The organism is Parvibaculum lavamentivorans DS-1 (genome assembly GCF_000017565.1).
Lineage (GTDB): Bacteria > Pseudomonadota > Alphaproteobacteria > Parvibaculales > Parvibaculaceae > Parvibaculum > Parvibaculum lavamentivorans.
Genome location: NC_009719.1, coordinates 675,651 through 695,937, shown reverse-complemented (window position 1 = coordinate 695,937; position 20,287 = coordinate 675,651). Strand labels below are relative to the sequence as shown.

General features: G+C 64.2%; 20 protein-coding genes. 15 read left to right on the top strand and 5 right to left on the bottom strand.

The window, feature by feature from the left end; all coding sequences use genetic code 11:
* The first annotated feature begins 58 nt into the window (after positions 1 to 58).
* The 7 genes from PLAV_RS03205 to PLAV_RS03175 all read left to right on the top strand — a co-directional run bounded on the left by PLAV_RS03205 (position 59) and on the right by PLAV_RS03175 (position 6,939).
* Positions 59 to 298 carry a DUF4170 domain-containing protein gene (locus PLAV_RS03205; RefSeq protein ID WP_011995543.1) on the top strand — a complete coding sequence of 80 codons (240 nt, stop codon included), beginning with the start codon at positions 59 to 61 and terminating at the stop codon, positions 296 to 298.
* Positions 288 to 806, top strand: a complete 519-nt coding sequence (locus PLAV_RS03200) for a TspO/MBR family protein (protein ID WP_011995542.1) — start codon at positions 288 to 290, stop codon at positions 804 to 806. Before PLAV_RS03205 ends, PLAV_RS03200 begins: the two co-directional genes overlap by 11 nt.
* Positions 807 to 940: 134 nt before the next feature.
* Positions 941 to 2,824 (top strand): ABC transporter ATP-binding protein, encoded by a 1,884-nt coding sequence (locus PLAV_RS03195; RefSeq protein ID WP_011995541.1) that lies wholly within the window; start codon positions 941 to 943, stop codon positions 2,822 to 2,824.
* A 6-nt stretch (positions 2,825 to 2,830) separates the two neighbouring features.
* On the top strand, positions 2,831 to 3,583 hold the full coding sequence (locus PLAV_RS03190) for a lysophospholipid acyltransferase family protein (RefSeq protein ID WP_011995540.1): 753 nt from the start codon (positions 2,831 to 2,833) through the stop codon (positions 3,581 to 3,583).
* 16 nt (positions 3,584 to 3,599) lie between these two features.
* Positions 3,600 to 4,907 (top strand): 3-deoxy-D-manno-octulosonic acid transferase, encoded by a 1,308-nt coding sequence (locus tag PLAV_RS03185; protein WP_011995539.1) that lies wholly within the window; start codon positions 3,600 to 3,602, stop codon positions 4,905 to 4,907.
* Positions 4,900 to 5,928, top strand: a complete 1,029-nt coding sequence (gene lpxK / locus PLAV_RS03180; protein WP_011995538.1) for a tetraacyldisaccharide 4'-kinase — start codon at positions 4,900 to 4,902, stop codon at positions 5,926 to 5,928. Before PLAV_RS03185 ends, lpxK begins: the two co-directional genes overlap by 8 nt.
* Before the next feature lie 51 nt (positions 5,929 to 5,979).
* Complete coding sequence (locus PLAV_RS03175; RefSeq protein WP_011995537.1) at positions 5,980 to 6,939, top strand: lysophospholipid acyltransferase family protein; 960 nt, start codon at positions 5,980 to 5,982, stop codon at positions 6,937 to 6,939.
* Between the two features lie 3 nt (positions 6,940 to 6,942).
* Here the strand turns inward: PLAV_RS03175 and PLAV_RS03170 are convergent, their stop codons facing one another.
* From PLAV_RS03170 to xseA, 3 genes are read right to left on the bottom strand one after another with little or no spacing between them, the layout of a single operon-like run.
* On the bottom strand, positions 6,943 to 7,785 hold the full coding sequence (locus PLAV_RS03170; protein WP_011995536.1) for a M23 family metallopeptidase: 843 nt from the start codon (positions 7,783 to 7,785) through the stop codon (positions 6,943 to 6,945).
* Entirely contained in the window at positions 7,782 to 8,000 is a 219-nt protein-coding gene (locus PLAV_RS03165) for a DUF2093 domain-containing protein (protein ID WP_011995535.1), read from the bottom strand. Before PLAV_RS03165 ends, PLAV_RS03170 begins: the two co-directional genes overlap by 4 nt.
* A gap of 45 nt (positions 8,001 to 8,045) precedes the next feature.
* Positions 8,046 to 9,479: an exodeoxyribonuclease VII large subunit gene (xseA, locus tag PLAV_RS03160; protein ID WP_011995534.1), complete on the bottom strand. Its 1,434-nt coding sequence runs from the start codon at positions 9,477 to 9,479 to the stop codon at positions 8,046 to 8,048.
* Between the two features lie 128 nt (positions 9,480 to 9,607).
* On the opposite strand from xseA, the gene purD reads away from it, so the two are divergent.
* The 3 genes from purD (at position 9,608) to PLAV_RS03145 (ending at position 12,737) form a co-directional block, all read left to right on the top strand.
* Positions 9,608 to 10,891 (top strand): phosphoribosylamine--glycine ligase, encoded by a 1,284-nt coding sequence (purD, locus tag PLAV_RS03155; protein WP_011995533.1) that lies wholly within the window; start codon positions 9,608 to 9,610, stop codon positions 10,889 to 10,891.
* Positions 10,892 to 11,169: 278 nt separating this feature from the next.
* Positions 11,170 to 12,264 (top strand): phosphotransferase family protein, encoded by a 1,095-nt coding sequence (locus PLAV_RS03150; protein WP_011995532.1) that lies wholly within the window; start codon positions 11,170 to 11,172, stop codon positions 12,262 to 12,264.
* A 29-nt stretch (positions 12,265 to 12,293) separates the two neighbouring features.
* A complete protein-coding gene (locus PLAV_RS03145; RefSeq protein ID WP_011995531.1) occupies positions 12,294 to 12,737 on the top strand; it encodes a GNAT family N-acetyltransferase in 444 nt (147 codons plus the stop codon).
* A 212-nt stretch (positions 12,738 to 12,949) separates the two neighbouring features.
* Here PLAV_RS03145 and PLAV_RS03140 read toward each other — a convergent pair whose 3' ends face one another.
* Positions 12,950 to 14,104, bottom strand: coding sequence for a 6-phosphofructokinase (locus tag PLAV_RS03140; RefSeq protein ID WP_011995530.1), 1,155 nt, complete (start codon positions 14,102 to 14,104; stop codon positions 12,950 to 12,952).
* A 193-nt stretch (positions 14,105 to 14,297) separates the two neighbouring features.
* Between PLAV_RS03140 and PLAV_RS03135 the strand changes: the two genes are divergently transcribed.
* Complete coding sequence (locus tag PLAV_RS03135; RefSeq protein WP_011995529.1) at positions 14,298 to 15,470, top strand: Gfo/Idh/MocA family protein; 1,173 nt, start codon at positions 14,298 to 14,300, stop codon at positions 15,468 to 15,470.
* Positions 15,471 to 15,757: 287 nt separating this feature from the next.
* Here the strand turns inward: PLAV_RS03135 and PLAV_RS03130 are convergent, their stop codons facing one another.
* Positions 15,758 to 16,903 carry a DSD1 family PLP-dependent enzyme gene (locus tag PLAV_RS03130; RefSeq protein WP_011995528.1) on the bottom strand — a complete coding sequence of 382 codons (1,146 nt, stop codon included), beginning with the start codon at positions 16,901 to 16,903 and terminating at the stop codon, positions 15,758 to 15,760.
* Between the two features lie 156 nt (positions 16,904 to 17,059).
* Between PLAV_RS03130 and PLAV_RS03125 the strand changes: the two genes are divergently transcribed.
* From PLAV_RS03125 to groL, 4 genes are all read left to right on the top strand, one after another.
* A complete protein-coding gene (locus PLAV_RS03125; RefSeq protein ID WP_143710159.1) occupies positions 17,060 to 17,296 on the top strand; it encodes a hypothetical protein in 237 nt (78 codons plus the stop codon).
* 5 nt (positions 17,297 to 17,301) lie between these two features.
* Positions 17,302 to 17,910, top strand: a complete 609-nt coding sequence (locus PLAV_RS03120; protein WP_011995526.1) for a TetR/AcrR family transcriptional regulator — start codon at positions 17,302 to 17,304, stop codon at positions 17,908 to 17,910.
* Positions 17,911 to 18,082: 172 nt separating this feature from the next.
* Complete coding sequence (gene groES / locus PLAV_RS03115) at positions 18,083 to 18,400, top strand: co-chaperone GroES (RefSeq protein ID WP_011995525.1); 318 nt, start codon at positions 18,083 to 18,085, stop codon at positions 18,398 to 18,400.
* 92 nt (positions 18,401 to 18,492) lie between these two features.
* Positions 18,493 to 20,145, top strand: coding sequence for a chaperonin GroEL (gene groL / locus PLAV_RS03110; RefSeq protein ID WP_011995524.1), 1,653 nt, complete (start codon positions 18,493 to 18,495; stop codon positions 20,143 to 20,145).
* Positions 20,146 to 20,287 lie beyond the last annotated feature (142 nt).

Sequence of the window (20,287 nt, the reverse complement as noted above, 5' to 3'; positions counted from 1 at the left end):
ATCGCGTGTTAGGCTTCGTCACGGGCTTCGGCGGTACCATCATTCAACGGAACCCCCTATGGCTAAACAGCTTCTCCACCTCGTATTCGGCGGCGAACTCACCCATCTCGAGGCTCATGAGTTCAAGGATACCGGGGCGCTCGACATTGTCGGCATCTTCCCGAGCTATGCGGAGGCACACCGGGCCTGGAAGGCGGCGGCGCAGCGAACCGTGGACAATGCGCATATGCGCTATTTCATCGTCCATCTGCACCGGCTGATGGACCCCGACCAGGAAGAAGGGACGCATGACCACTGACCGGACACAGGCGCCCGCCACAGGACCGAGCCCGCTCGTCTCCCTTGCCTATCTCTTCGTCTTTCTGGCCGTCGTCTTTCTCGCCGCCGCGGCAGGTGGCGCGATCACGTCCACGAGCGTCGGCACCTGGTATCAGGACCTGGCAAAGCCGGCGCTCACGCCCGCGCGCTGGGTTTTCCCCGTGGCCTGGAATTTCCTCTACTTCCTGATGGCGATTTCGGCCTGGCTGGTCTGGCGGGCGGCGGGCAGCTTCGACAGGGCGGGCTTCGCGCTGTCGCTGTTCGGCATCCAGCTGTCGCTGAACCTCAGCTGGAGCATCGTCTTTTTCGGTCTGATGAGCCCCTCGCTCGGCATCGCCGCCATTATCGCGCTCGATCTCGCGATCATCGGCACCATGCTTGCCTTTTTCGGCATCAGCCGGCTGGCGGCGCTGTTGCTGGTGCCCTATCTCGGATGGACGTTGTTCGCGACTTACCTGACCATCGCCATTGCCGTATTGAACGCTTGATAAAGGCGAAAATGCCAATTAGATGAAGCGTTTACCATTTGCTGCCTTTATGGCGGCACGGGGCGGGCCGTGATATTGTCCGCGCGATCGCGGACGCGCATGCGCGCCGGGCTTAGCCACAGAGACAGGCCATCATGCCGAGCCAGAAGACCGACGCCAGACCCGGCCCCGACAGCCCCGGCAATCGTCCCGATTCCGTGCCCAATCCCCTGTCCGTACGGCCGCCGGAGCTGACGACGCGCGACGTCCTCAGCCGCATGGCGCGCGAATACCTGAAGCCCCATTGGCGGCTCGCGGTTACGGCGCTCCTTGCCAGCGTGGTGGTGGCGGGCGCAACCGGCGTCCTGCCGCTTCTCATCAAGCATGCGCTGGACAATATCGTCGGTTCGGATTCCTGGATGCTGATGCTTGTCGCGGCGGGCGCCATCGGCGCCACGGCGGTACAGGCCATCGCGACCTACATCTCCAAAGTGAACATGAACACGATCGGCCAGCACATCGTGGCGACGATCCAGCAAAGCATGTTCGCCCGCATCGTCCATGCCGACCTCGCCTGGGTCAGCGGCACGCATTCCGGCCGGTTCCTGTCGAGCTTCCTTTACGACGCCACCCGCGTCCGCGACTCCATCACCACCTCCATCATCGATCTCGGCCAGAATTTCCTCACCGTCCTCGCGCTGATCGGCGCCATGTTCTATCTGAACTGGCAGCTCGCGCTCATGGGCACCACCGTCATTCCGGTGATCGCCGTTCTGGTGCGTCAGCTCGGCCGGCGGACGCGCAAGGCCGCCAAGCAGGGCATGGAAGGCTCGGGCAATCTCACCGCCGTCATCTCCGAGGCCCTGAGCGGCATCCGTGTCGTCAAGGCCTACGACCAGGAAGAAACCGAGATCGCGCGCACCACGCGCCGGATCATGGAAGTCCGCCACCATGCGCTGCGCGCCATGAAAAGCCGCGCCATGGCGAGCCCCGTCACCGGCACGCTGTCCGGCATCGGCATCGCCGCCGTCATCTATTTCGGCGGTCGCAGCGTGCAGACCGGCCTCCTCACCATCGGCGATCTCGGCGGCTTTCTCTCCGCCATGATGCTCGCCTATGAGCCGCTGAAGAAGCTCGCCAACACGCAAACGCTGATGCAGGAAGGCGTCGCCGCCGCCATCCGCATCTTCCCCATTCTCGACATCCGTCCCACCATCGCGAGCCCCGAAGGCGCGAAGAAGCTCGAAGTGGCGAACAGCGCGATCCGTTTCGACAACGTGCATTTCCACTATGGAGACGGCACGCCCGCCCTTAACGGCATCGACATCGAAGTGCCGATGGGACATACGGTTGCCCTTGTCGGCCCGTCCGGCTCCGGCAAGAGCACCATCCTGAATCTCGTGCCCCGCTTCTACGATCCGACAACCGGCCGCGTCACCATCGGCGGCCAGGATGTGCGCGAGGTCACGCTCGGCTCGCTCCGCGCCGCAAGCTCGCTCGTCACGCAAGAGCCCTTCCTCTTCGACGACACCATCAAGGCGAACATCGCCTATGGCTCGCCCGATGCGACGGACGCCGAAATCGAGGAAGCGGCGCGCAATGCCGCCGCGCATGAATTCATCGCGGGCCTGCCCCGTGGATACGAAACCACCGTCGGCGAGGCGGGCTTCAAATTGTCCGGCGGCCAGCGCCAGCGCATCGCCATCGCGCGCGCCATGCTGAAAAACGCCTCCATCCTGCTGCTCGACGAGGCCACTTCCGCGCTCGATACGGCATCCGAAATGCAGGTCCAGAGCGCGCTTGCGCGCCTGATGCAGGGGCGGACGACGCTTGTCATCGCGCACCGCCTCTCGACCATCAAGCACGCACACAACATCTACGTCATCGACGACGGGCGCGTTGTCGAACAAGGCAGCCACGAGGAGCTTGTCGCGCAGGGCGGCCTCTATGCGGAGCTTTCCCGCTCGCAATTCATCGAGGAGCCGGTAGCCGGCCGCGCGGCGTCCGACGAGCTGCCCCAGGCTGTCGCGGGAGAATAAGGTCCGATGCCCGCTCGCAAGAAAAAAAGAATAACGAAAAGCGAAACCTTCCAGACCTTCGTCGCCTGGCTGATCGCGCAGTTCATCCGCATCGTGCGCCGCACCGGCCGCTTCGAGGTTCGCCGCGGCGACATCGCGGCCCGCTTCTGGGCCGAGGACAAGCCCTTCATCGCCACGAGCTGGCATGGCCAGAACATGCTGACGCCCTGCTTCTGGCATAACTGGCGCGAGGTGCGCGTTCTCGTCTCCAAGCATGGCGATGGAGAAATCGTCGCCAACATCATGCGCATTCTCGGCGTCGGCACCATTCGCGGCGCCGGCGTGCCGAAGGGCGAGGAACGGGCCCACAAGCAGAAGGGCAAGGGCGGCGCGGGCGCGCTGCGCGCCATGGTGCGTGCGCTGGGCGAAAATATCTCCGTGGCGCTCACGGCCGATCTGCCGCCCGGCCCCGCGCGGCGCGCGGGCGACGGCATCGTCATGCTGGCGCGTCTTTCCGGGCGGCCCATCGTGCCGATCGCGGCGACGACAAGCGCCCGCATCCGGCTCAACAACTGGGACAGCTTCACCATCAACCTTCCCTTCTCCCGGGGAGCGGTCGTCTGGGGCGAACCGATCTATGTGGCGCGCGATGCCGGCCCCGAGGAGATAGAGGCGGCGCGTCTTCTGGTTCAGCAGGGCCTCAACGCCGTTGCGGCGGAAGCCGAGCGCATGGTCGGCCGCGCCCCTTTGCCGAGCGACGAGGGAGCGGTAGCGCATTGAGCCGCCGTTCTCCGATATGAAAGCAAAGCCTCGCTCCGCAGCCCTCGTCGCCTACAAGGCGTTGACGCATGCGCTGGCACCCGCCGTGCCTTACTTTCTCGCGAGGCGCGAGGCGCGCGGCAAGGAAGAGGCGGCGCGCGTTTCCGAGCGTCTCGGCGTTTCCTCGCTTGCCCGGCCAGAAGGTCCGCTTGTCTGGCTGCATGCGGCAAGCATCGGCGAATCCCTTTCCATTCTTCCGTTGACGGAGCGGTTGATCGCCGCCGTTCCCGGCCTTCATGTGCTGGTGACGACAGGCACCGTCACCTCCGCGCGGCTGATGGCGGAGCGGCTGCCCTCCGGTGCGGTCCACCAGTTCGTACCGCTCGATCACCCGGATTACTGCACGCGCTTTCTCGATCACTGGCGGCCCGATCTCGCGGTCTGGGTCGAATCCGAATTCTGGCCCAACCTCATCATCCTCGCGCATGAGCGCGGCGTTCCGCTGGCGCTCGTCAATGCGCGTATCACAAAGCGGTCGTGGCGGAGCTGGAAGCGCGCGCCCGCCTTCATTGCCAATCTGCTGTCGCGCTTCCGCCTGCTGATGGCGCAGGACCGCGCCAGCGCGGAGCGCCTGCGCGATCTCGGTGCGGCGCATGTCGAAGAACCCGGCAACCTCAAGCATGATGCCGCCCCTCTCGAACATGACGCGGCGGCGCTTGCGCATCTGCGCGCGGCAACGGCCGGGCGGCCGCTCTGGCTTGCCAGCAACACCCATGAAGGCGAGGAACGCGCGGCGGCGGAAGCGCATCTCGCCCTCGCGCCCGCGCATCCGGGCCTTCTCACCGTCATCGTGCCGCGCCATCCCGCGCGCGGCGCGGCCATCGCCGCCGAACTTGCCGCGATGGGCCTTGCCGTCGCGCGCCGTTCGTCCGGCGATGACATCGGACCGGATACACAGATTTATCTCGGCGATACGCTGGGCGAGATGGGCCTCTTCTACAATCTTTCCGGCATCGCCTTTATCGGCGGCACGCTCGGCGCGCAGGGCGGCCACAATCCGTTCGAGGCGGCGCGGCTCGATTGCGCGCTCGTCACAGGCCCCAGCGATTTCAATTTCGCGGAAGCCTATGCCGCCTTCGAGAAGGGCGGCGCGATGTTACGCATTGCGGATGGCACCGCCCTCCCCGTCACTATCGGCCGCCTTCTCGACAACGAGACCGAGCGGCAAAGGCTCTGCCGCGCCGCATTCGAAATCGTCAATGCCGATAGCGGCGCAACGGACCGCGCCCTTGCCGCCCTGCTCCGGCTGCTGCCGCAAGGCGCGGAAAGGAGCGGCGATGCGTGAGCCCCGCTTCTGGTATCCCGCCCAGCGCAACAGCGTGCCGCTCGCCGCGCGGCTTCTCGCGCCGCTCGGTTATGTCTACGGGCTTGCCGGGCGCATCCGGCGCGGCAGGGCGGAGCCGCAGCGCGCAGCTGTGCCCGTCATCTGCGTCGGCAATCTGACGGCGGGTGGCGCGGGCAAGACGCCGGTCGCGCTCACGCTTGCCGAAGGGCTGATCGCGAAAGGCGAGAAGGTCCATTTTCTGACGCGCGGATATGGCGGCCGCGAGCAGGGCCCGATCCGTGTGGATCCGCTGCGCCATGCCGCCGCCGATGTCGGCGACGAGCCGCTTCTTCTCGCCGCAGCCGCGCCCACATGGGTGGCGGCAAACCGGTCCGAGGGCGCGGCTGCGGCTGTGCGTGGCGGTGCCGGTCTCATCATCATGGATGACGGCTTCCAGAACCCCGGCCTTGCCAAGGATTTTTCCATTCTCGTCGTCGATGCCGCGAGCGGCGTGGGCAATGGCCGCCTCGTTCCCGCCGGTCCGCTTCGCGAGCGGGTGGACGATGCGCTCTCACGCGCGAACGCCCTCATCCTCACCGGGCGCGGCCATGCGGGAGATGGCATTGCCGCGCGGGCGCGCGCGCGCGGCATTCCCGTTTTTAATTCGATCGTCCGCCCCGCCGTCGCGCCGGATTTCGGTGCCGGGCCCTTCCTCGCCTTTGCGGGCATCGGACGCCCCGAAAAATTCTACCGGACGCTCCGCGAACTCGGCGCCGAGCTCGCCGAGACGATTTCCTTTCCCGATCACCACATGTTCAGCGAGAGCGAGGCGTTGAAGCTCCTCGTTCGTGCGCGCGAGCTTGGCGCGCGGCTCATCACCACCGAGAAAGACGCGGCGCGGCTCAGCCATGCTCCCGTATCGAGCGCGCGGTGGCGTCTCGACGAGGCGGCGCTGCGCCTGCCCGTTCGCGCGCTGATCGGCGATTTCCCTTCCCTGATGGCTCAGATCGACGATGCCGTCTCTCGGGCGCGCCGGCGCTGAAGCTGCTATAAGCCTTGCAACCAGAATAAAGAGACGAGCAGCCGGAAGCGCATGGCCACACAACGCAAAATCGTTCATTTCCTGGAATATGCCGGGCTCAAACTCTCGCTGGCCTTCTTCGGCGCGATGGGCCTCGACCGGGCCTCGGCGGTCGGCGGCTGGCTCGGCCGCACGCTCGGCCCGAAATTCGGCATCACCGGCAGGGCCCGCAAGAACATTGCGCTCGCCATGCCCGAGCTCACGCCGGAAGAGATCGAGCGGATCGTTGTCGGCATGTGGGACAATCTCGGCCGTACCATCGCGGAATACGCGCATCTGGAAAAATTCGCCCTGCCCGAAGAAAGGCATCGCATCGAAATCGTCAATGCGGGCGCGCTGCGCGCGGTGGCGGCATCGGGAAATGGCGGCGTCTTCGTTTCGGGTCATTTCGCGAACTGGGAATTGATGCCGCTGGTGATGCGGCTCGAAAACATGGAGGGCGGCGAGGTTTACCGCCACGCAAACAATCCCTTCGTCAATGACTGGATGGTTTCCATGCGCGAACGCCTGACGGGCGGCGCGGTGCAGATACCGAAAGGCAATCCCGGCGCGCGCATCATCGTGAAACTGATGCGCGAGAACAAGTTCGTCGCCATGCTCACCGACCAGAAAATGAACGATGGCGTCGAGGTGAAATTCTTCGGCCAGCGCGCCATGACGACCGCCGCTCCCGCCGGTCTTGCCATCCGCTACAACGTGCCGGTGGTGCCCGCCTATATCGAGCGGCTCGGCGGCGCGCGTTTCCGCGTCACGGTCTACAATCCGATCACGGCGCGCGAAGGTGTGGAGCCTATCGAGGAAGTGCTTCGCATCACGCAGGAGCTGAATGATTTCCTTGAAGCGCGCATCCGCGAGCATCCCGAGGAATGGCTATGGCTTCATGACAGGTGGACGCCCCAGCGGAAGGTAGGCCCGCGCCGGCAGGCGCAGCTTCAAGCCCAGGCCGAAATCTACAACCGCATTCAGGACTGATCGTCAGTTGCCGCCGTTCGCCGCGATGGCTTCTTCCATCGGCGGCACCAGCCTTTGCGGGTCGAGCCAGGCGCCGCGCCAGTAAAGCCCCCAGTGAAGATGCGGCCCTGTCGCCCGTCCCGTGCCGCCGACGGCGCCGAGCACGTCGCCCTGCGCCACCTGCTGGCCCGCCGTCACGTCGATGCGGCTCATATGCATCATCACGCTGGTCACGCCCTGCCCGTGATCGAGAAAGACGAGCCCGCCCTCGAAATACATTTCCTGCGAGGCGAGCGTCACGATGCCTGCGGCGGGCGCGACGATCGGTGTTCCCGTCGGCGCGGCGACATCGACGCCGTAATGCGGGCGGCGCGGCTCACCATTGTAATAGCGTTGCGAGCCGAAGACGCCGGAGATCGGTCCCGTCGCCGGCCAGATGAAATCCTCGGCAAAGCCGCTGCCCGCCATGCGCTTCTCGCGCGCCGCGTTTTTCAGCGCCGTGCTCCGCGCGATCTGGGCCATGGCTTCGGGCGGGGGCGAAACATATTGCTGAGGTACGCCTTCGACGCGCTGGATCTGCCAGTCGCGCGGCGCGACCTCGATGAGGCGTTCCGCCGTTCCGCCATCCGCATAGGTCACGGTGAGCTTGGCCGTCGCTCCCTGATCGCGGTCGAAGCCGAAGGCGAAGAGGCCGGCCTCGTCGACATCGAGCGCCATGCCGTCAAGCACGGCGCGTGCGCCGGGCGCCGCCTGTCCGACCACGAAGCCGCCCTGCTCCATCCGTCCCTTGAGGTCGAGCGGCGCATCGGCGAAGGCAGGCGCCGCCAGCACAAGCCCGAGCAGCAGCGCGGCAAGCCGCGCCGTCATTCGCGGCTCTTCATTTCGAGTACGCGCTTCAGCGAAGCTTCCGGCGTCGCATAGGCTTCCTGCAGGTCGACATTCCAGTAGCGCAATTCATCCACCGGAATGCGCGCGCCCGTGACCGCGCAAACGACATAAGCGCCCGCGCGCACGACGTGAAATTCGCCGTCACCGTAAACGAGCTCCGCCGGGCCTCCGCCCATTTTATCTATTCTGTTCATTCGCAAATCCTCATCCGCGCAGCATAGCGCGGCCAGCCGCTCCGATCAAAGCAGGCTGCCTTGTCCGCCGCCGGGCTTTTTTGGCGGGGCCTTTCGCGGCGCGACGGTGCCGCCGGGCGCGACCACGGCGTCGAGCCTGTCCTCTGCGAATTCGATTTCGATGCGCGCGCCCGCCGTCTGTCCCGCGCCGGCGCGGATGGGCTTGCCCGTCTCGTCGCGCACCACCGCATAGCCGCGCTTCAGCACGCCATGATAGGAATAGCTCTCCAGCAGCTTCGTGGAGCCATCGAGTGAGCGGGCGAGATCGGCGACGCGTCTTGTCTCCGCCCGCGTCAGCCGTTGCAGCAATTGCGGCAGGCCTTTCCGTTCATTCGCGATCCGCAGCCTTATCGGCCGGTCGGAGAGCCGCCCCTCGACGCGGGAAAGCCGCGCGCGCTTCACTTCCGCCGCCCTTATCAATGCGCGGCCGAGCCGGTCCGCCGCCGTATCGAAGCGTTGGCGGGGCAGCGCCACCAGGTCCTGCAGCTTCGGCAGGCCGCGCGCCAGCCCGCCCAGTTGCGTGCGGTAGCTTTCGATGGCGCGGGCCTCGCAGCGGATGAGCCGCGAGCCCTTGTCCCGCACATCGGCGAGGAGTTCCGCCCGCACCGGCACCGCCATTTCCGCGGCTGCCGTCGGCGTCGGCGCGCGGCGGTCGGAGGCGAAGTCGATCAGCGTCGTGTCCGTCTCGTGGCCGATGGCCGAGATCAGCGGGATCGCGCTTTCCGCCGCCGCCCGCACGACGATTTCCTCGTTGAACGACCAGAGGTCTTCTATCGAGCCGCCGCCCCGCGCGATGATCAGCAAATCCGGCCTCGGTGTCTTCCCGCCCTTCTCCATCGCGTTGAAGCCGCGAATCGCGGCGGCCACTTCCGCCGCACTCGTCTCGCCCTGGACGCGCACCGGCCAGACGATGACATGGCGCGGGAAACGGTCCTGCAGGCGGTGGAGAATGTCGCGGATGACGGCGCCGGTCGGGCTCGTCACCACGCCGATCACCTCGGGGAGAAACGGCAGCGCGCGCTTTCGCTCGGCGGCAAACAATCCTTCGGCGGCGAGCTTCTTCCGCCGTTCCTCCAGCAGGGCCATCAGCGCGCCGACGCCGGCGGGCTCCAGATGGTCGATCACGATCTGGTATTTGGAGCTACCCGGATAGGTCGTCAGCTTCCCCGTCGCGATCACCTCCATGCCCTCTTCGGGCTTGAAGCGGAGCTTGCCGAAATTCCCCTTCCAGATCACGGCGTCCATCCGTGCCTTGTCGTCCTTCAGGCCGAAATAGCAATGGCCGGAGGAATGCGGCCCCCGATATCCCGTAATCTCGCCGCGCACGCGGACATGGCCGAAGGTCTCCTCCACCGTCTTCTTCAGCGCGAAGGAAATCTCGCTGACCGAGAATTCATGGGCGTTGTTGGCGGCGGGGCTTTGTGTGTCCGAAGGGGGCATAAAGGGCTTTCTGGCGGGAGGCGGTAAGGTTTGCCGGATGTGACCCCCATGTTACAAGGGAACCCCTCCGCGCCCCAACCCCTTGGGGGCCCGCGGGGCACCGATCATTCCTAGGGACATGCCAACCCATGAACATTCTCGTCATCGGCTCGGGCGGCCGGGAGCATGCGCTTTGCTGGGCCATCCGCAAGAGCCCGCTCTGCGACGTTCTTTATTGTGCGCCGGGCAATGGCGGCATTGCCGGGGTGGCGGAATGCGTCTCCCTCTCGCCGAATGATTTCGACGCCATTGTCGCCTTCGTCCGCGAGAAAAAAATCGGCTTCGTGGTGGTCGGCCCCGAGGATCCGCTGGTGAACGGGCTGGTGGACCGGCTCGATGCCGAGGGAATCAAGAGCTTCGGTCCCTCCGCCGCCGCCGCCCGCCTCGAAGGCTCCAAGGGCTTCACCAAGGACCTCTGCGCCGAATTCGGCATCCCGACTGCCGCCTATGGCCGCTTCCAGGACGCCGCCGCCGCCAAATCCTTCGTCGCCGCGAAGGGCGCGCCCATCGTCGTCAAGGCGGATGGCCTCGCCGCCGGCAAGGGCGTCACCGTCGCCATGACGGAAGCGGAGGCCGCCGCCGCCATCGACGAAATCTTCTCGGGCCGCTTCGGCAGCGCAGGCGCCGAAGTCGTGGTCGAGGAATTCCTCGAAGGCGAAGAAGCGAGCTTCTTCGCTCTTTGCGACGGCAATTATGTGCTGGCGCTCGCCACCGCGCAGGATCACAAGCGCGTCTTCGACAACGATCAGGGCCCGAATACCGGCGGCATGGGCGCCTATTCGCCCGCTCCCGTCATGACGCCGGAGCTTTCGTCGCGCGCGATGAAGGAGATCGTCGAGCCGACCGTCGCCGCCATGCGCGCGCGCGGCACGCCCTTCAAGGGTGTGCTCTATGCCGGGCTCATGATCACGGCCGAGGGCCCGAAGCTCATCGAATACAATGCCCGCTTCGGCGATCCCGAAACCCAGGTGCTGATGATGCGCCTCGCCTCCGACGTGCTGCCCCTCCTCATCGCCAGCCATGACGGCACGCTCGCCGATGCCGAATGCCACTGGAAGGACGAGGTCGCGCTCACCGTCGTCATGGCGGCGGAGGGCTATCCGGGCGACTACAAGAAGAACACCGAAATAAAAGGTCTCGCCGAAGCCGGCGCCATCGACGGCGTCGAAATCTTCCATGCCGGCACGAAAGCCGAAGACGGAAAGATCTACGCCACAGGCGGCCGCGTGCTGAACGTCACGGCATCCGGCAAAAGCACCGCCGAAGCCCAGGCCCGCGCCTACCGCGCCGTCGCGAAGATCGACTGGCCGCAAGGCTTCTGCCGCCGCGACATCGGCTACCGCGCCATCGAGCGCGAGAAGCAGAACGCGTGAGGAAATGAGGGCAATGAAGAGCGCGCCGCAACATCAACTTCTTCTTTCCACCCTCCCCTTGGGGGAGGGTCAGAAAATTCAAGCGAAGCGCAGAATTTTATGGGGCGGGGTCGCGGCGACAGCTTCGATGAAATGACGATCGGTTGAATAAGCGGATACTCCGCACCCCGCCCCAAACGGCTTTCAGCCGTTTGACCCTCCCCCAAGGGGAGGGTGAGAAGGAAAAAAACCGCACTAAAATACGTACACAGAATAAACGACACGGGGAGAAAGAAAAAATGAGCGATGCAGCCGAAAGCCGGCAGGATCAGTTCTCCGGCACCAAGGACGTTGCCGACAGCCACAAATTCGACGAGAAGCGCCTCGAACAATATATGCAGGCGCATGTCGAAGGCTTTCAGGGCCCGCTCACCGTCAAGCAGTTCAAGGGCGGCCAGTCGAACCCGACCTATCAGCTCGTCACGCCGTCGAAAAAATATGTGCTGCGCCGCAAGCCGCCGGGGAAGCTCCTCCCTTCCGCCCATGCGGTCGACCGCGAATACAAGGTCATCACCGCGCTGCACGGCACCGGCTTTCCCGCGCCGCGCACTTATTGTCTGTGTGAGGATGACAGCGTCATCGGCACCATGTTCTACATCATGGACATGGTCGATGGCCGCGTGCTCTGGGAGCCGCTGCTGCCCGGCCAGGACCCGGAGACACGCTGGAAAATCTACGACTCCCTGAACGAGACGCTGGCGCGGCTTCACATGGTCGATTACGAGGCGATCGGCCTCGCCGATTTCGGCAAGCCGGGCAACTATTTCGCGCGCCAGATCTCGCGCTGGACGAAGCAATATGTTGCCTCCGAAACGGAAACCATTCCGGAGATGAACCGGCTGATGGAGTGGCTGCCCGCCAATGTTCCGCAGGAGGATTCGAACTCCATCGTCCATGGCGACTACCGCCTCGACAATACGGTGCTGCATCCCTCGGAGCCGAAAGTCATCGCCGTGCTCGACTGGGAGCTCTCCACGCTCGGCCATCCGCTCGGCGACTTCACCTACAGCCTCATGCAATGGGTGATGCCCGGCCAGGGCACCGGCGGCGGTACAGGCTCCATCAGGACGGCCGATTTGAAGTCGCTGGGCATCCCTACACTGGACGAATACATCCGCATGTATTGCGAACGGACCAACAGGCCCAATGGTATTGAGAATCTTGATTTTTATTTTTCATATAATTTCTTTCGGCTTGCCGGTATCCTGCAGGGAATCGCGGGGCGGGTAAGGGACGGGACAGCATCCAGCGAACATGCCAAACAGATGGCGGCCAATGTGCGGCCGCTGGCAGAAGAGGCATGGGTCTATGCCCAACGCGCGGGAGCGGAATAACAAGAACAACGCCGAGAGTGAGTGTGCGTATGAGTGATGATGTTTCGTCCTGGAGCCGGCACGGTTTCGAAATCAATACCGACAAGTCGCGGCTTGATCGCGAATCCATTCTGAAAATGCTCGGCGCCACCTATTGGGCGCGCGACGTTTCGCCCGAGAATCTCTGGACAAGTATCGTTAATTCACGCGCCTATGGGCTCTATTCGCCGGATGGCGAGCAGGCCGGTTTCGGCCGCATGGTGACGGACTACACGCGCTTTGCCTGGATGAGCGACGTCTATGTGCTGCCCGTCCATCGCGGCGACGGGCGCGGCAAGTGGATCGTCGAGACAATGGTCAACGACCCCGCCCTCGCCTCCGTCCACCGCATCATGCTCTCGACGACAGACGCCCATTCCCTCTACGAACGCCTCGGCTTCGTCACCATCGGCGACGACGGCGATGCCCGCCAACTGATGCAGTTGAAGCGGTAGGGACGAGCGGCCGGCGCCTCTCTTCCCACCCTCCCCTCGGGGGAGGGTCGACAAAATTCAAGCGCAGCGCAGAATTTTTCGGGGCGGGGGCGCCGCGCTCATCCGGCGAACACGCTATCGTCAGCACACGCTGCACTTCAGCGACCCCGCCCCAAACGGCTTGCAGCCGTTTGACCCTCCCCCAAGGGGAGGGTGGCAGTGGGGAGATGCCCTCAATACAAAAACATCGGCTTGCCCTTCACCTCGGCAATGCGCGGGCGATAGGCCTCCGCATCGTAGAAGGACGCAACGTCGACGCGCTTGCCGCCGCTGGCGCATGTGGATGCCGGCACCGTCGTGTAATTGCCGTCGCGCACCGCCGTCATGAAGCCGGTGCGTCCCGCCGCAATTTCCTGCACCGCCAGCGTGCCGAAGCCCTTCGCCACCATCTGGTCGAGCGCGTCCGGCGCGCCCGCACGCATGAGATAGGCGAGAGACTGCGTGATCGTGTCGACGCCGGTGAGCCGCGTCAGTTCCTCGCCGAGCAGATGGCCGATACCGCCGAGGCGCTTGCGGCCATATTCATCCGCCTGACCATAGGTCTGCGCCTCGCCGCCTTCCATCATCGCGCCTTCCGAAATCACCACCATCGCGTAGCGCGCCGGATTTTCCATCCGGTCGGCCGCCACCAGCGCGGCCAGCTTCTCCGCGTTGAACGGCACTTCGGCTATGATCGCCCGGTCGGCGTCGGCGAGATAACTTGAGATCAGCGCCGTCTCGCCGGAGTTCCGTCCGAAAAGCTCCACCACGGCGATGCGTTCATGGCTTCCCGTCGATGTGCGAAGTGCGCTGATGGCATCGACCGAGCGCGTCACCGCCGTCGAAAAGCCGATGCAGTAATCCGTGCCGAAAACATCATTGTCCATCGTCTTCGGGATCGAGACGATCTTCATGCCTTCGCGGTCGAGCTGCGCGGCATAGTTCAGCGTGCCGTCGCCGCCGATCGTCACCATCACATCGATGCCGAGATGTTCAAAGACGCGCAATATATGCGGCGTCGTGTCGACCGTGCCCTTTTCGCTCGGTTTGAACTTTCCCTTCAGGAAATCGGGGAGCTTTTCCTCCACCATCCATTGCGGGTCGGTGCGCGTCGTATGCAGTATCGTGCCGCCCTTGCGGTCGATGGTCCTGACGGCATCGTTGTTGAGCCGCATCAGGTGCTTCTCGCTCCCTTCCGGGTCGTCGGGATTGTAGCTCATCGGCCCTGCCCAGCCGCGCCGGAAGCCGAGCACTTCCCAGCCAAGTTCAGTCGCGCGCCGCACCACCGCCTTGATGCAGGGATTGAGCCCCGGCACATCGCCGCCGCCGGTCAGGATTCCAAGTCGCATATCGCCGTTTCCTTTACGTCAGTGGCCCGAGGGTCATCTTCATTCTCCACCCTCCCCCCGTGGGAGGGTCGACAAATTCGAGCGAAGCGAAGAATTTTTCGGGGAGGGGGACGTCCCTCCAATATGATGAACACTCCATCGAATTTTCCGCCGCGCTACCGTCCGCGCATACTAACAGCTAGAAATCCCGATCATGAAAACAAGCGAGCGTTACACTATCGCCGTCGCTGGCCTCGGGCGGCGCATCGCCACCGTCATCCGCCATCTCGCCACTGCCGCGCCCCATATCGAGATCGTAGCCCATGCCGATCCCGCACCCATGGGCCTCTCCACGCTGGAGAAGCGGGGCATCGGTGCAGGCACGGCCTATGAGAGCGTCGATGCGATGCTCGCTCATACAAAGCCGGACCTCCTCATGGTCGGCTCGCCCAATCATCTCCACCTCGCTCATATACGCGCCGGGCTTGAGCGCGGCTTGCGCGTTTTCACCGAAAAACCTGTCGTGCGCACGGAGGAAGAAACATGGGCGCTCGCCCGGCTCCTGCGAGAGCATGGGCAATCTTCCGTCATTGTCGGCCTCGTCCTCCGTTCCGCACCGCTCGTCGCCGCCGTCACGCGTCATCTTCACGCCTCGAAACTCGGCCGCCTCGTCAGCTTCGAAGGCAACGAGCATCTCCATCCCGAGCACGGCGCCTTCCTTATGCGCGACTGGCGGCGCCACGAAGCCCATGCCGGTTCGTTCCTGCTCGACAAATGCTGCCACGATTTCGATCTCTACCGCCTCTTCGCCGGCGCGCTGCCCGCTCGCGTCGCGAGCTTCGGCGGCCGCGACATCTTCACGCCCGCCAACGAGGCCCTGGCCGAACGCCGCTACCCGGACGGCACACCCGCCTACGAGATATGGCGCGCGGGCTGGAACGGCGGCAACAACACCTTCCACTCCGACGCCGATACCGCCGACAACCAGGTCGCGCTTGTCGAATATGAAAACAACGTCCGCCTCACCTTCCACGCGAACACCCATGCCGGCCTGCCGCAGCGCCGCTGGTACTTCGCAGGGACAGGCGGCGCGCTCGAAGCCGATCTCGTGACCAACCGCCTCACCTTCCGCGACGCGCTCGGTATCAATCCTCCGGAGACGGAGGAATTCGGCGCCAGCGCCGAAGGCCATTACGGCTCCGACGAGCAAATGGGCCGCGACCTCGCCGCCCACCTCCTCGACGGCAAACCCTTCCCCGTCCAGGTCGAGGACGCCATGGTGGCCGGCCTCACCGTCATCGCCGTCGACCGCGCCATGCGCGAAGGCGGCGTCGTGGATTGCCGGCCGATGTGGGAGAGGCTGGAGAAGGAGTTAAACGCCCGATAAGTCTCCCCACCCTCCCCTTGGGGGAGGGTCAGAAAATTCGAGCGGCACGCGAAGAATTTTATGGGGCGGGGTCGCTGACTCAATCCGGGGATAAGGCTCCCGGGGATAAGAATTCGCGACCTGACCGGGGACAAGTTGCACCGGAGGCGTCCCGCACATTCCCCGGAGACGACGAAGGAGCGAAATTCGGTGCTCAACCACGTACCGGAAACCGCTCTTCCTCATCGCATGACAGTTTCATGACAGTTCGGTGACAGTCGGCCATTTTGAGGTATCCGGATACCCCATCAGGCACTCTTGCCGCGCGCCTCGATGGGCCAGATATCGACCAGCGTGTCGCCCCGGACGACGTGGTAGGCGTCGTATAAATTCACCGTCGGGTCGCAATGCGGCGTCATGGCCGTCAGTACACTGCCGATCGGCAGCGACGCGCCATCCGGTAGAAGAACGCCGCCTTGCTCGTCGCCGAAGAAGAAATAGCCCGCTCCTTCCGGCGCGCCGGAAAGAAGTTTCGGCGACTCGGCATCGGTCGAAAAGGATTTGAAACCGGCATCCGTCGTCGCGAGATTTTTCGTGTTGGCGGAGACGACCGACATCTGCACGAAGAGCGACGTCTCGAAGGGAAAGCTCGCGCCATTGCCGAGCGCGACGTCGTGATACTGCTTGTCCATGAAAACATAGGAGCCGCCCTGCAGCTCGGTCAGCACCTTCGCTTCCGGGTCGATATTGTAGCTGCCGGTGCCGCCCCCCGACACGATATCGCAGGGCAAGCCCTTGGCCTTCAGCGCGTCGCGCTGATCGCCCAGCACCTTCATCGCCGCAAGCGATTTCTCGCGACGCTCGGCGAAGTCGTGAATATGCATCAGGTGTCCGGCATAGGCCTGCAGCCCGCGCAGTTCGAGAAATTCCGCCGCGTCGAGAAGTTCCGCCAGCGCCAGCGCGTCCTCGCCGGGGCGGATGCCTGTGCGGTGGAGGCCAACATCGAGGTCCACCAGAACCTTCAGCACACGTTTCTTTTCCGCCGCCGCTGCCGCCAATGCGCGCGCGTTCACCGGATTGTCGACCACGACCATCAGGTCCGGCATTTTCTCGTTCAGCGCCATCAGCCGCTCGATGCCCTGCACCGTCACGACGGGCGAGGTTATGAGAATGCTCTCGATGCCGCCCGCCGCCATCGCCTCCGCCTCGCCGAGCTTGGCGCAGCACTGGCCGACGGCGCCGGCCGCGATCTGGGCCTTGGCGATGGTCACGCATTTATGCGTCTTCGCATGGGGGCGGATCGAAAGGTTGCTTACCTTGCAGTGCTCCGCCATCCGCGCGACGTTGCGCTCGAAGGCGTCGAGATCGAGCACAAGCGCCGGTGTCGGGATCGCGGCGCGCGAGCCCTTCTTTCCGATCATGGCCTTCGCCGCCTGCAATGCTTCGCTTGTCATGACTTCCCCTTTGCTGCCGCGCGGCACGCATCCTACAGCGGCCCGCGCGATGCACAACAACGCATCGCGTCTTCGTTTTGGTTCATGAAAGCGATGGATTCGGGAGGAGAGACCGTATAATTTTGGCATTTATACTGTCTATTGTTGGGGGATGAAATGGCGACAACGACGCTTTCCGGTTTGATGCTCCTTGCCGCGCTGACGGCGGCGGAACCCGAGGCGGCGATGAGCAAAATGCCCGCTCACGACCAGTATGCGTCGGGCGCGACCTGTTCGCTCAGCGGCGAAACGAGGGCTGGCGCGCGCAAATATTGCTATTACGATTGCGGTGGATCGAGACGGACCATCGTGATCGCGGCAGGACGGCCCTGCGCCTTCACCATCAGACGCTAGGACAAATGTCGGGACAGAGCGGCGCCGCGCAGAAGACGGCAGGATTGGCGGACAAGCGGGAGGTGATCATCTCCTCCGCGCTCGATCTGTTCCGTCACTATGGTTACCGCCGCACTTCGATGGAAGACATCGCGCGCGCCGCCGCCGTCGCCAAGGGCACGCTTTACCTCTACTTCAAAAGCAAGGACGAACTCTTCGAAGCGATCTGCCGGACGCTGGCCGAACAGGTCGCGGAAGGCGTCACGGCGGCGGAAGCGCTCGACCTGCCGCTCGAGCGGAAGCTTGCCGCGCTGATGGAGGCGAAGCTCGGTTTCGTCTATCGCTGGATTCTTTCGAGCCCGCATGCGGCGGAGCTCGTCGACAGCGGCAGCCGCCTGAAGGAAAATGTTTTCGGCGACGTTCACGTTCAGTTCCAGAACGCCGTCCTCCAGCTTGTCCGCGAAGGCACCCAGCGCGGCGAGCTCGATCCCAAGGCCAGCGGCCTCACCCAGGAAGCCGCCGCCGAAACCCTCATCGCCGCCGCCTGCGGCGCCGAAAAGGCACCGGACGAGGAAACCTTCCGCCGCCAGCTCGCCGCCATCATCAAGCTGACCCTGCGCGGCCTGCGCGCCTGAGGCGAATCCTCGCTACAAATTCGTGAAATACGGCGCCTCCCCGCTTGACAGCGTGGCGGACAGCTCCTATCTCTGCCCAGTGCTTTGGCACTCATATTGAGTGAGTGCTAACAGGCTCAAAAAATCCAGAAATATCCGCAACTTAGCGGTTGGGACACAGGAGAAGCCAGAGATGAAATTCCGTCCTCTGCATGACCGCGTCGTAGTGCGCCGGGTCGAGGAAGAATCCAAGACCGCCGGCGGCATCATCATTCCGGACTCGGCGCAGGAAAAGCCCTCGCAGGGCGAAGTCGTCGCGGTGGGCCCCGGCGCCCGTGGCGATGACGGCAAGCTCGTCGCGCTCGACGTCAAGGTCGGCGACCGGGTGATCTTCGGCAAATGGTCGGGCACCGAAGTCAAGATCGACGGCGAAGAGCTGCTGATCATGAAGGAGAGCGACATCATGGGTGTGCTCGAAGGCGCTGCCAGCAAGAAGAAGGCCGCTGCCTGACAAGGCTCGCAACCGGATACCCGGCCGCGGGCTTTTTTATTGCCCCGGCGGCCGTTCGTTCCGTTTCATGAATTCAGAAGGATCAGAAAAACATGGCTAAGGAAGTCAAATTCGGCCGCACAGCCCGCGAGAAGATGCTTCGCGGCGTCGACATTCTCGCCGATGCGGTAAAGGTGACGCTCGGTCCGAAGGGCCGCAATGTGGTCATCGAAAAGTCGTTCGGTTCGCCGCGCACCACGAAAGACGGCGTGACGGTCGCCAAGGAAATCGAGCTTGAAGACAAGTTCGAGAACATGGGCGCCCAGATGGTCAAGGAAGTCGCTTCCAAGACCAACGACACCGCCGGCGACGGCACCACGACGGCGACGGTTCTGACGCAGGCGATCGTTCGCGAAGGCGCGAAGTCGGTTGCCGCCGGCATGAACCCGATGGACCTGAAGCGCGGCATCGAGATTGCCGTCCGCACCGCCGTCGAAGACATCACGAAGCGTTCGAAGAAGGTGAAGTCGAACGACGAAGTCGCCCAGGTCGGCACGATCTCGGCCAATGGCGAAAGCGAAATCGGCGCCATGATCGCCCAGGCGATGAGCCGGGTCGGCAATGAAGGCGTCATCACGGTCGAGGAAGCCAAGTCCCTCGACACCGAACTCGATGTCGTCGAAGGCATGCAGTTCGACCGTGGCTATCTCTCGCCCTACTTCATCACCAATGCCGACAAGATGGTGGTCGAGCTCGACGAGCCGCTCATCCTTCTCCACGAGAAGAAGCTGACCAGCCTGCAGCCGATGCTGCCGGTGCTCGAAGCCGTTGTGCAGTCGGGCCGTCCGCTGCTCATCATCGCGGAAGACATCGAAGGCGAGGCGCTTGCCACGCTCGTGGTCAACAAGCTGCGCGGCGGCCTCAAGGTCGCTGCCGTGAAGGCGCCGGGCTTCGGCGATCGCCGCAAGGCGATGCTCGAAGATCTCGCCGTTCTCTCGGGCGGCCAGGTCATCTCCGAAGACCTCGGCATCAAGCTTGAGTCCGTGACGCTCGACATGCTCGGCAAGGCCAAGCGCGTTTCGATCACGAAGGACGACACCACGATCGTCGACGGCGCCGGCAAGAAGAAGGACATCGAAGCTCGCGTTGCCCAGATCAAGCGGCAGATCGAGGACACGACGTCCGACTACGACAAGGAAAAGCTGCAGGAACGTCTGGCGAAGCTCGCCGGTGGCGTTGCGGTGATCAAGGTCGGCGGTGCGACCGAAGCCGAAGTGAAGGAACGCAAGGACCGTGTCGACGACGCGCTCAATGCGACCCGCGCCGCGGTTGAAGAAGGCATCGTCCCCGGTGGCGGCACGGCCCTTCTCATGGCGAGCAAGGCCGTCGGCAAGCTCGTCGAGGACAATCGCGACATCCAGGCGGGTATCAACATCATCCGCAGGGCCCTCGAAGCGCCGATCCGTCAGATCGTCGAGAATGCCGGCGTCGAAGGTTCGATCGTCGTGCAGAAGGTCCTCGAGTCGAAGCAGGCCAATTTCGGCTTCGACGCGCAGAAGGAAGAGTATTGCGACCTCGTCGCCGCCGGCATCATCGACCCGACCAAGGTCGTGCGCACGGCGCTTCAGGACGCAGCCTCGATCGCCGGCCTCCTCATCACGACGGAAGCCATGATCGCCGACGCTCCGAAGAAGGACAACGGCGCCGCTGCCGGCATGCCTGGCGGCATGGGCGGAATGGGTGGCATGGGCGGCATGGACTTCTAAGTCCAGCTTCCTCACTCCAAAATGCGAAGGGCCGGTGGAAACACCGGCCCTTTTCTTTTGTCACTTTTTCGAGAGGTGACGTCGCGGCACCTGCCTTCCCGCCACTGACGCCGTATCGGCAACCGGCTACACTCACCCCAAT

Coding starts and splice junctions, on each gene's coding strand:
- PLAV_RS03205 (WP_011995543.1), top strand. CDS start 59: ATGGCTAAACAGCTTCTCCACCTCGTATTCGGCGGCGAACTCACCCAT.
- PLAV_RS03200 (WP_011995542.1), top strand. CDS start 288: ATGACCACTGACCGGACACAGGCGCCCGCCACAGGACCGAGCCCGCTC.
- PLAV_RS03195 (WP_011995541.1), top strand. CDS start 941: ATGCCGAGCCAGAAGACCGACGCCAGACCCGGCCCCGACAGCCCCGGC.
- PLAV_RS03190 (WP_011995540.1), top strand. CDS start 2,831: ATGCCCGCTCGCAAGAAAAAAAGAATAACGAAAAGCGAAACCTTCCAG.
- PLAV_RS03185 (WP_011995539.1), top strand. CDS start 3,600: ATGAAAGCAAAGCCTCGCTCCGCAGCCCTCGTCGCCTACAAGGCGTTG.
- lpxK (WP_011995538.1), top strand. CDS start 4,900: ATGCGTGAGCCCCGCTTCTGGTATCCCGCCCAGCGCAACAGCGTGCCG.
- PLAV_RS03175 (WP_011995537.1), top strand. CDS start 5,980: ATGGCCACACAACGCAAAATCGTTCATTTCCTGGAATATGCCGGGCTC.
- PLAV_RS03170 (WP_011995536.1), bottom strand. CDS start 7,785: ATGACGGCGCGGCTTGCCGCGCTGCTGCTCGGGCTTGTGCTGGCGGCG.
- PLAV_RS03165 (WP_011995535.1), bottom strand. CDS start 8,000: ATGAACAGAATAGATAAAATGGGCGGAGGCCCGGCGGAGCTCGTTTAC.
- xseA (WP_011995534.1), bottom strand. CDS start 9,479: ATGCCCCCTTCGGACACACAAAGCCCCGCCGCCAACAACGCCCATGAA.
- purD (WP_011995533.1), top strand. CDS start 9,608: ATGAACATTCTCGTCATCGGCTCGGGCGGCCGGGAGCATGCGCTTTGC.
- PLAV_RS03150 (WP_011995532.1), top strand. CDS start 11,170: ATGAGCGATGCAGCCGAAAGCCGGCAGGATCAGTTCTCCGGCACCAAG.
- PLAV_RS03145 (WP_011995531.1), top strand. CDS start 12,294: ATGAGTGATGATGTTTCGTCCTGGAGCCGGCACGGTTTCGAAATCAAT.
- PLAV_RS03140 (WP_011995530.1), bottom strand. CDS start 14,104: ATGCGACTTGGAATCCTGACCGGCGGCGGCGATGTGCCGGGGCTCAAT.
- PLAV_RS03135 (WP_011995529.1), top strand. CDS start 14,298: ATGAAAACAAGCGAGCGTTACACTATCGCCGTCGCTGGCCTCGGGCGG.
- PLAV_RS03130 (WP_011995528.1), bottom strand. CDS start 16,903: ATGACAAGCGAAGCATTGCAGGCGGCGAAGGCCATGATCGGAAAGAAG.
- PLAV_RS03125 (WP_143710159.1), top strand. CDS start 17,060: ATGGCGACAACGACGCTTTCCGGTTTGATGCTCCTTGCCGCGCTGACG.
- PLAV_RS03120 (WP_011995526.1), top strand. CDS start 17,302: ATGTCGGGACAGAGCGGCGCCGCGCAGAAGACGGCAGGATTGGCGGAC.
- groES (WP_011995525.1), top strand. CDS start 18,083: ATGAAATTCCGTCCTCTGCATGACCGCGTCGTAGTGCGCCGGGTCGAG.
- groL (WP_011995524.1), top strand. CDS start 18,493: ATGGCTAAGGAAGTCAAATTCGGCCGCACAGCCCGCGAGAAGATGCTT.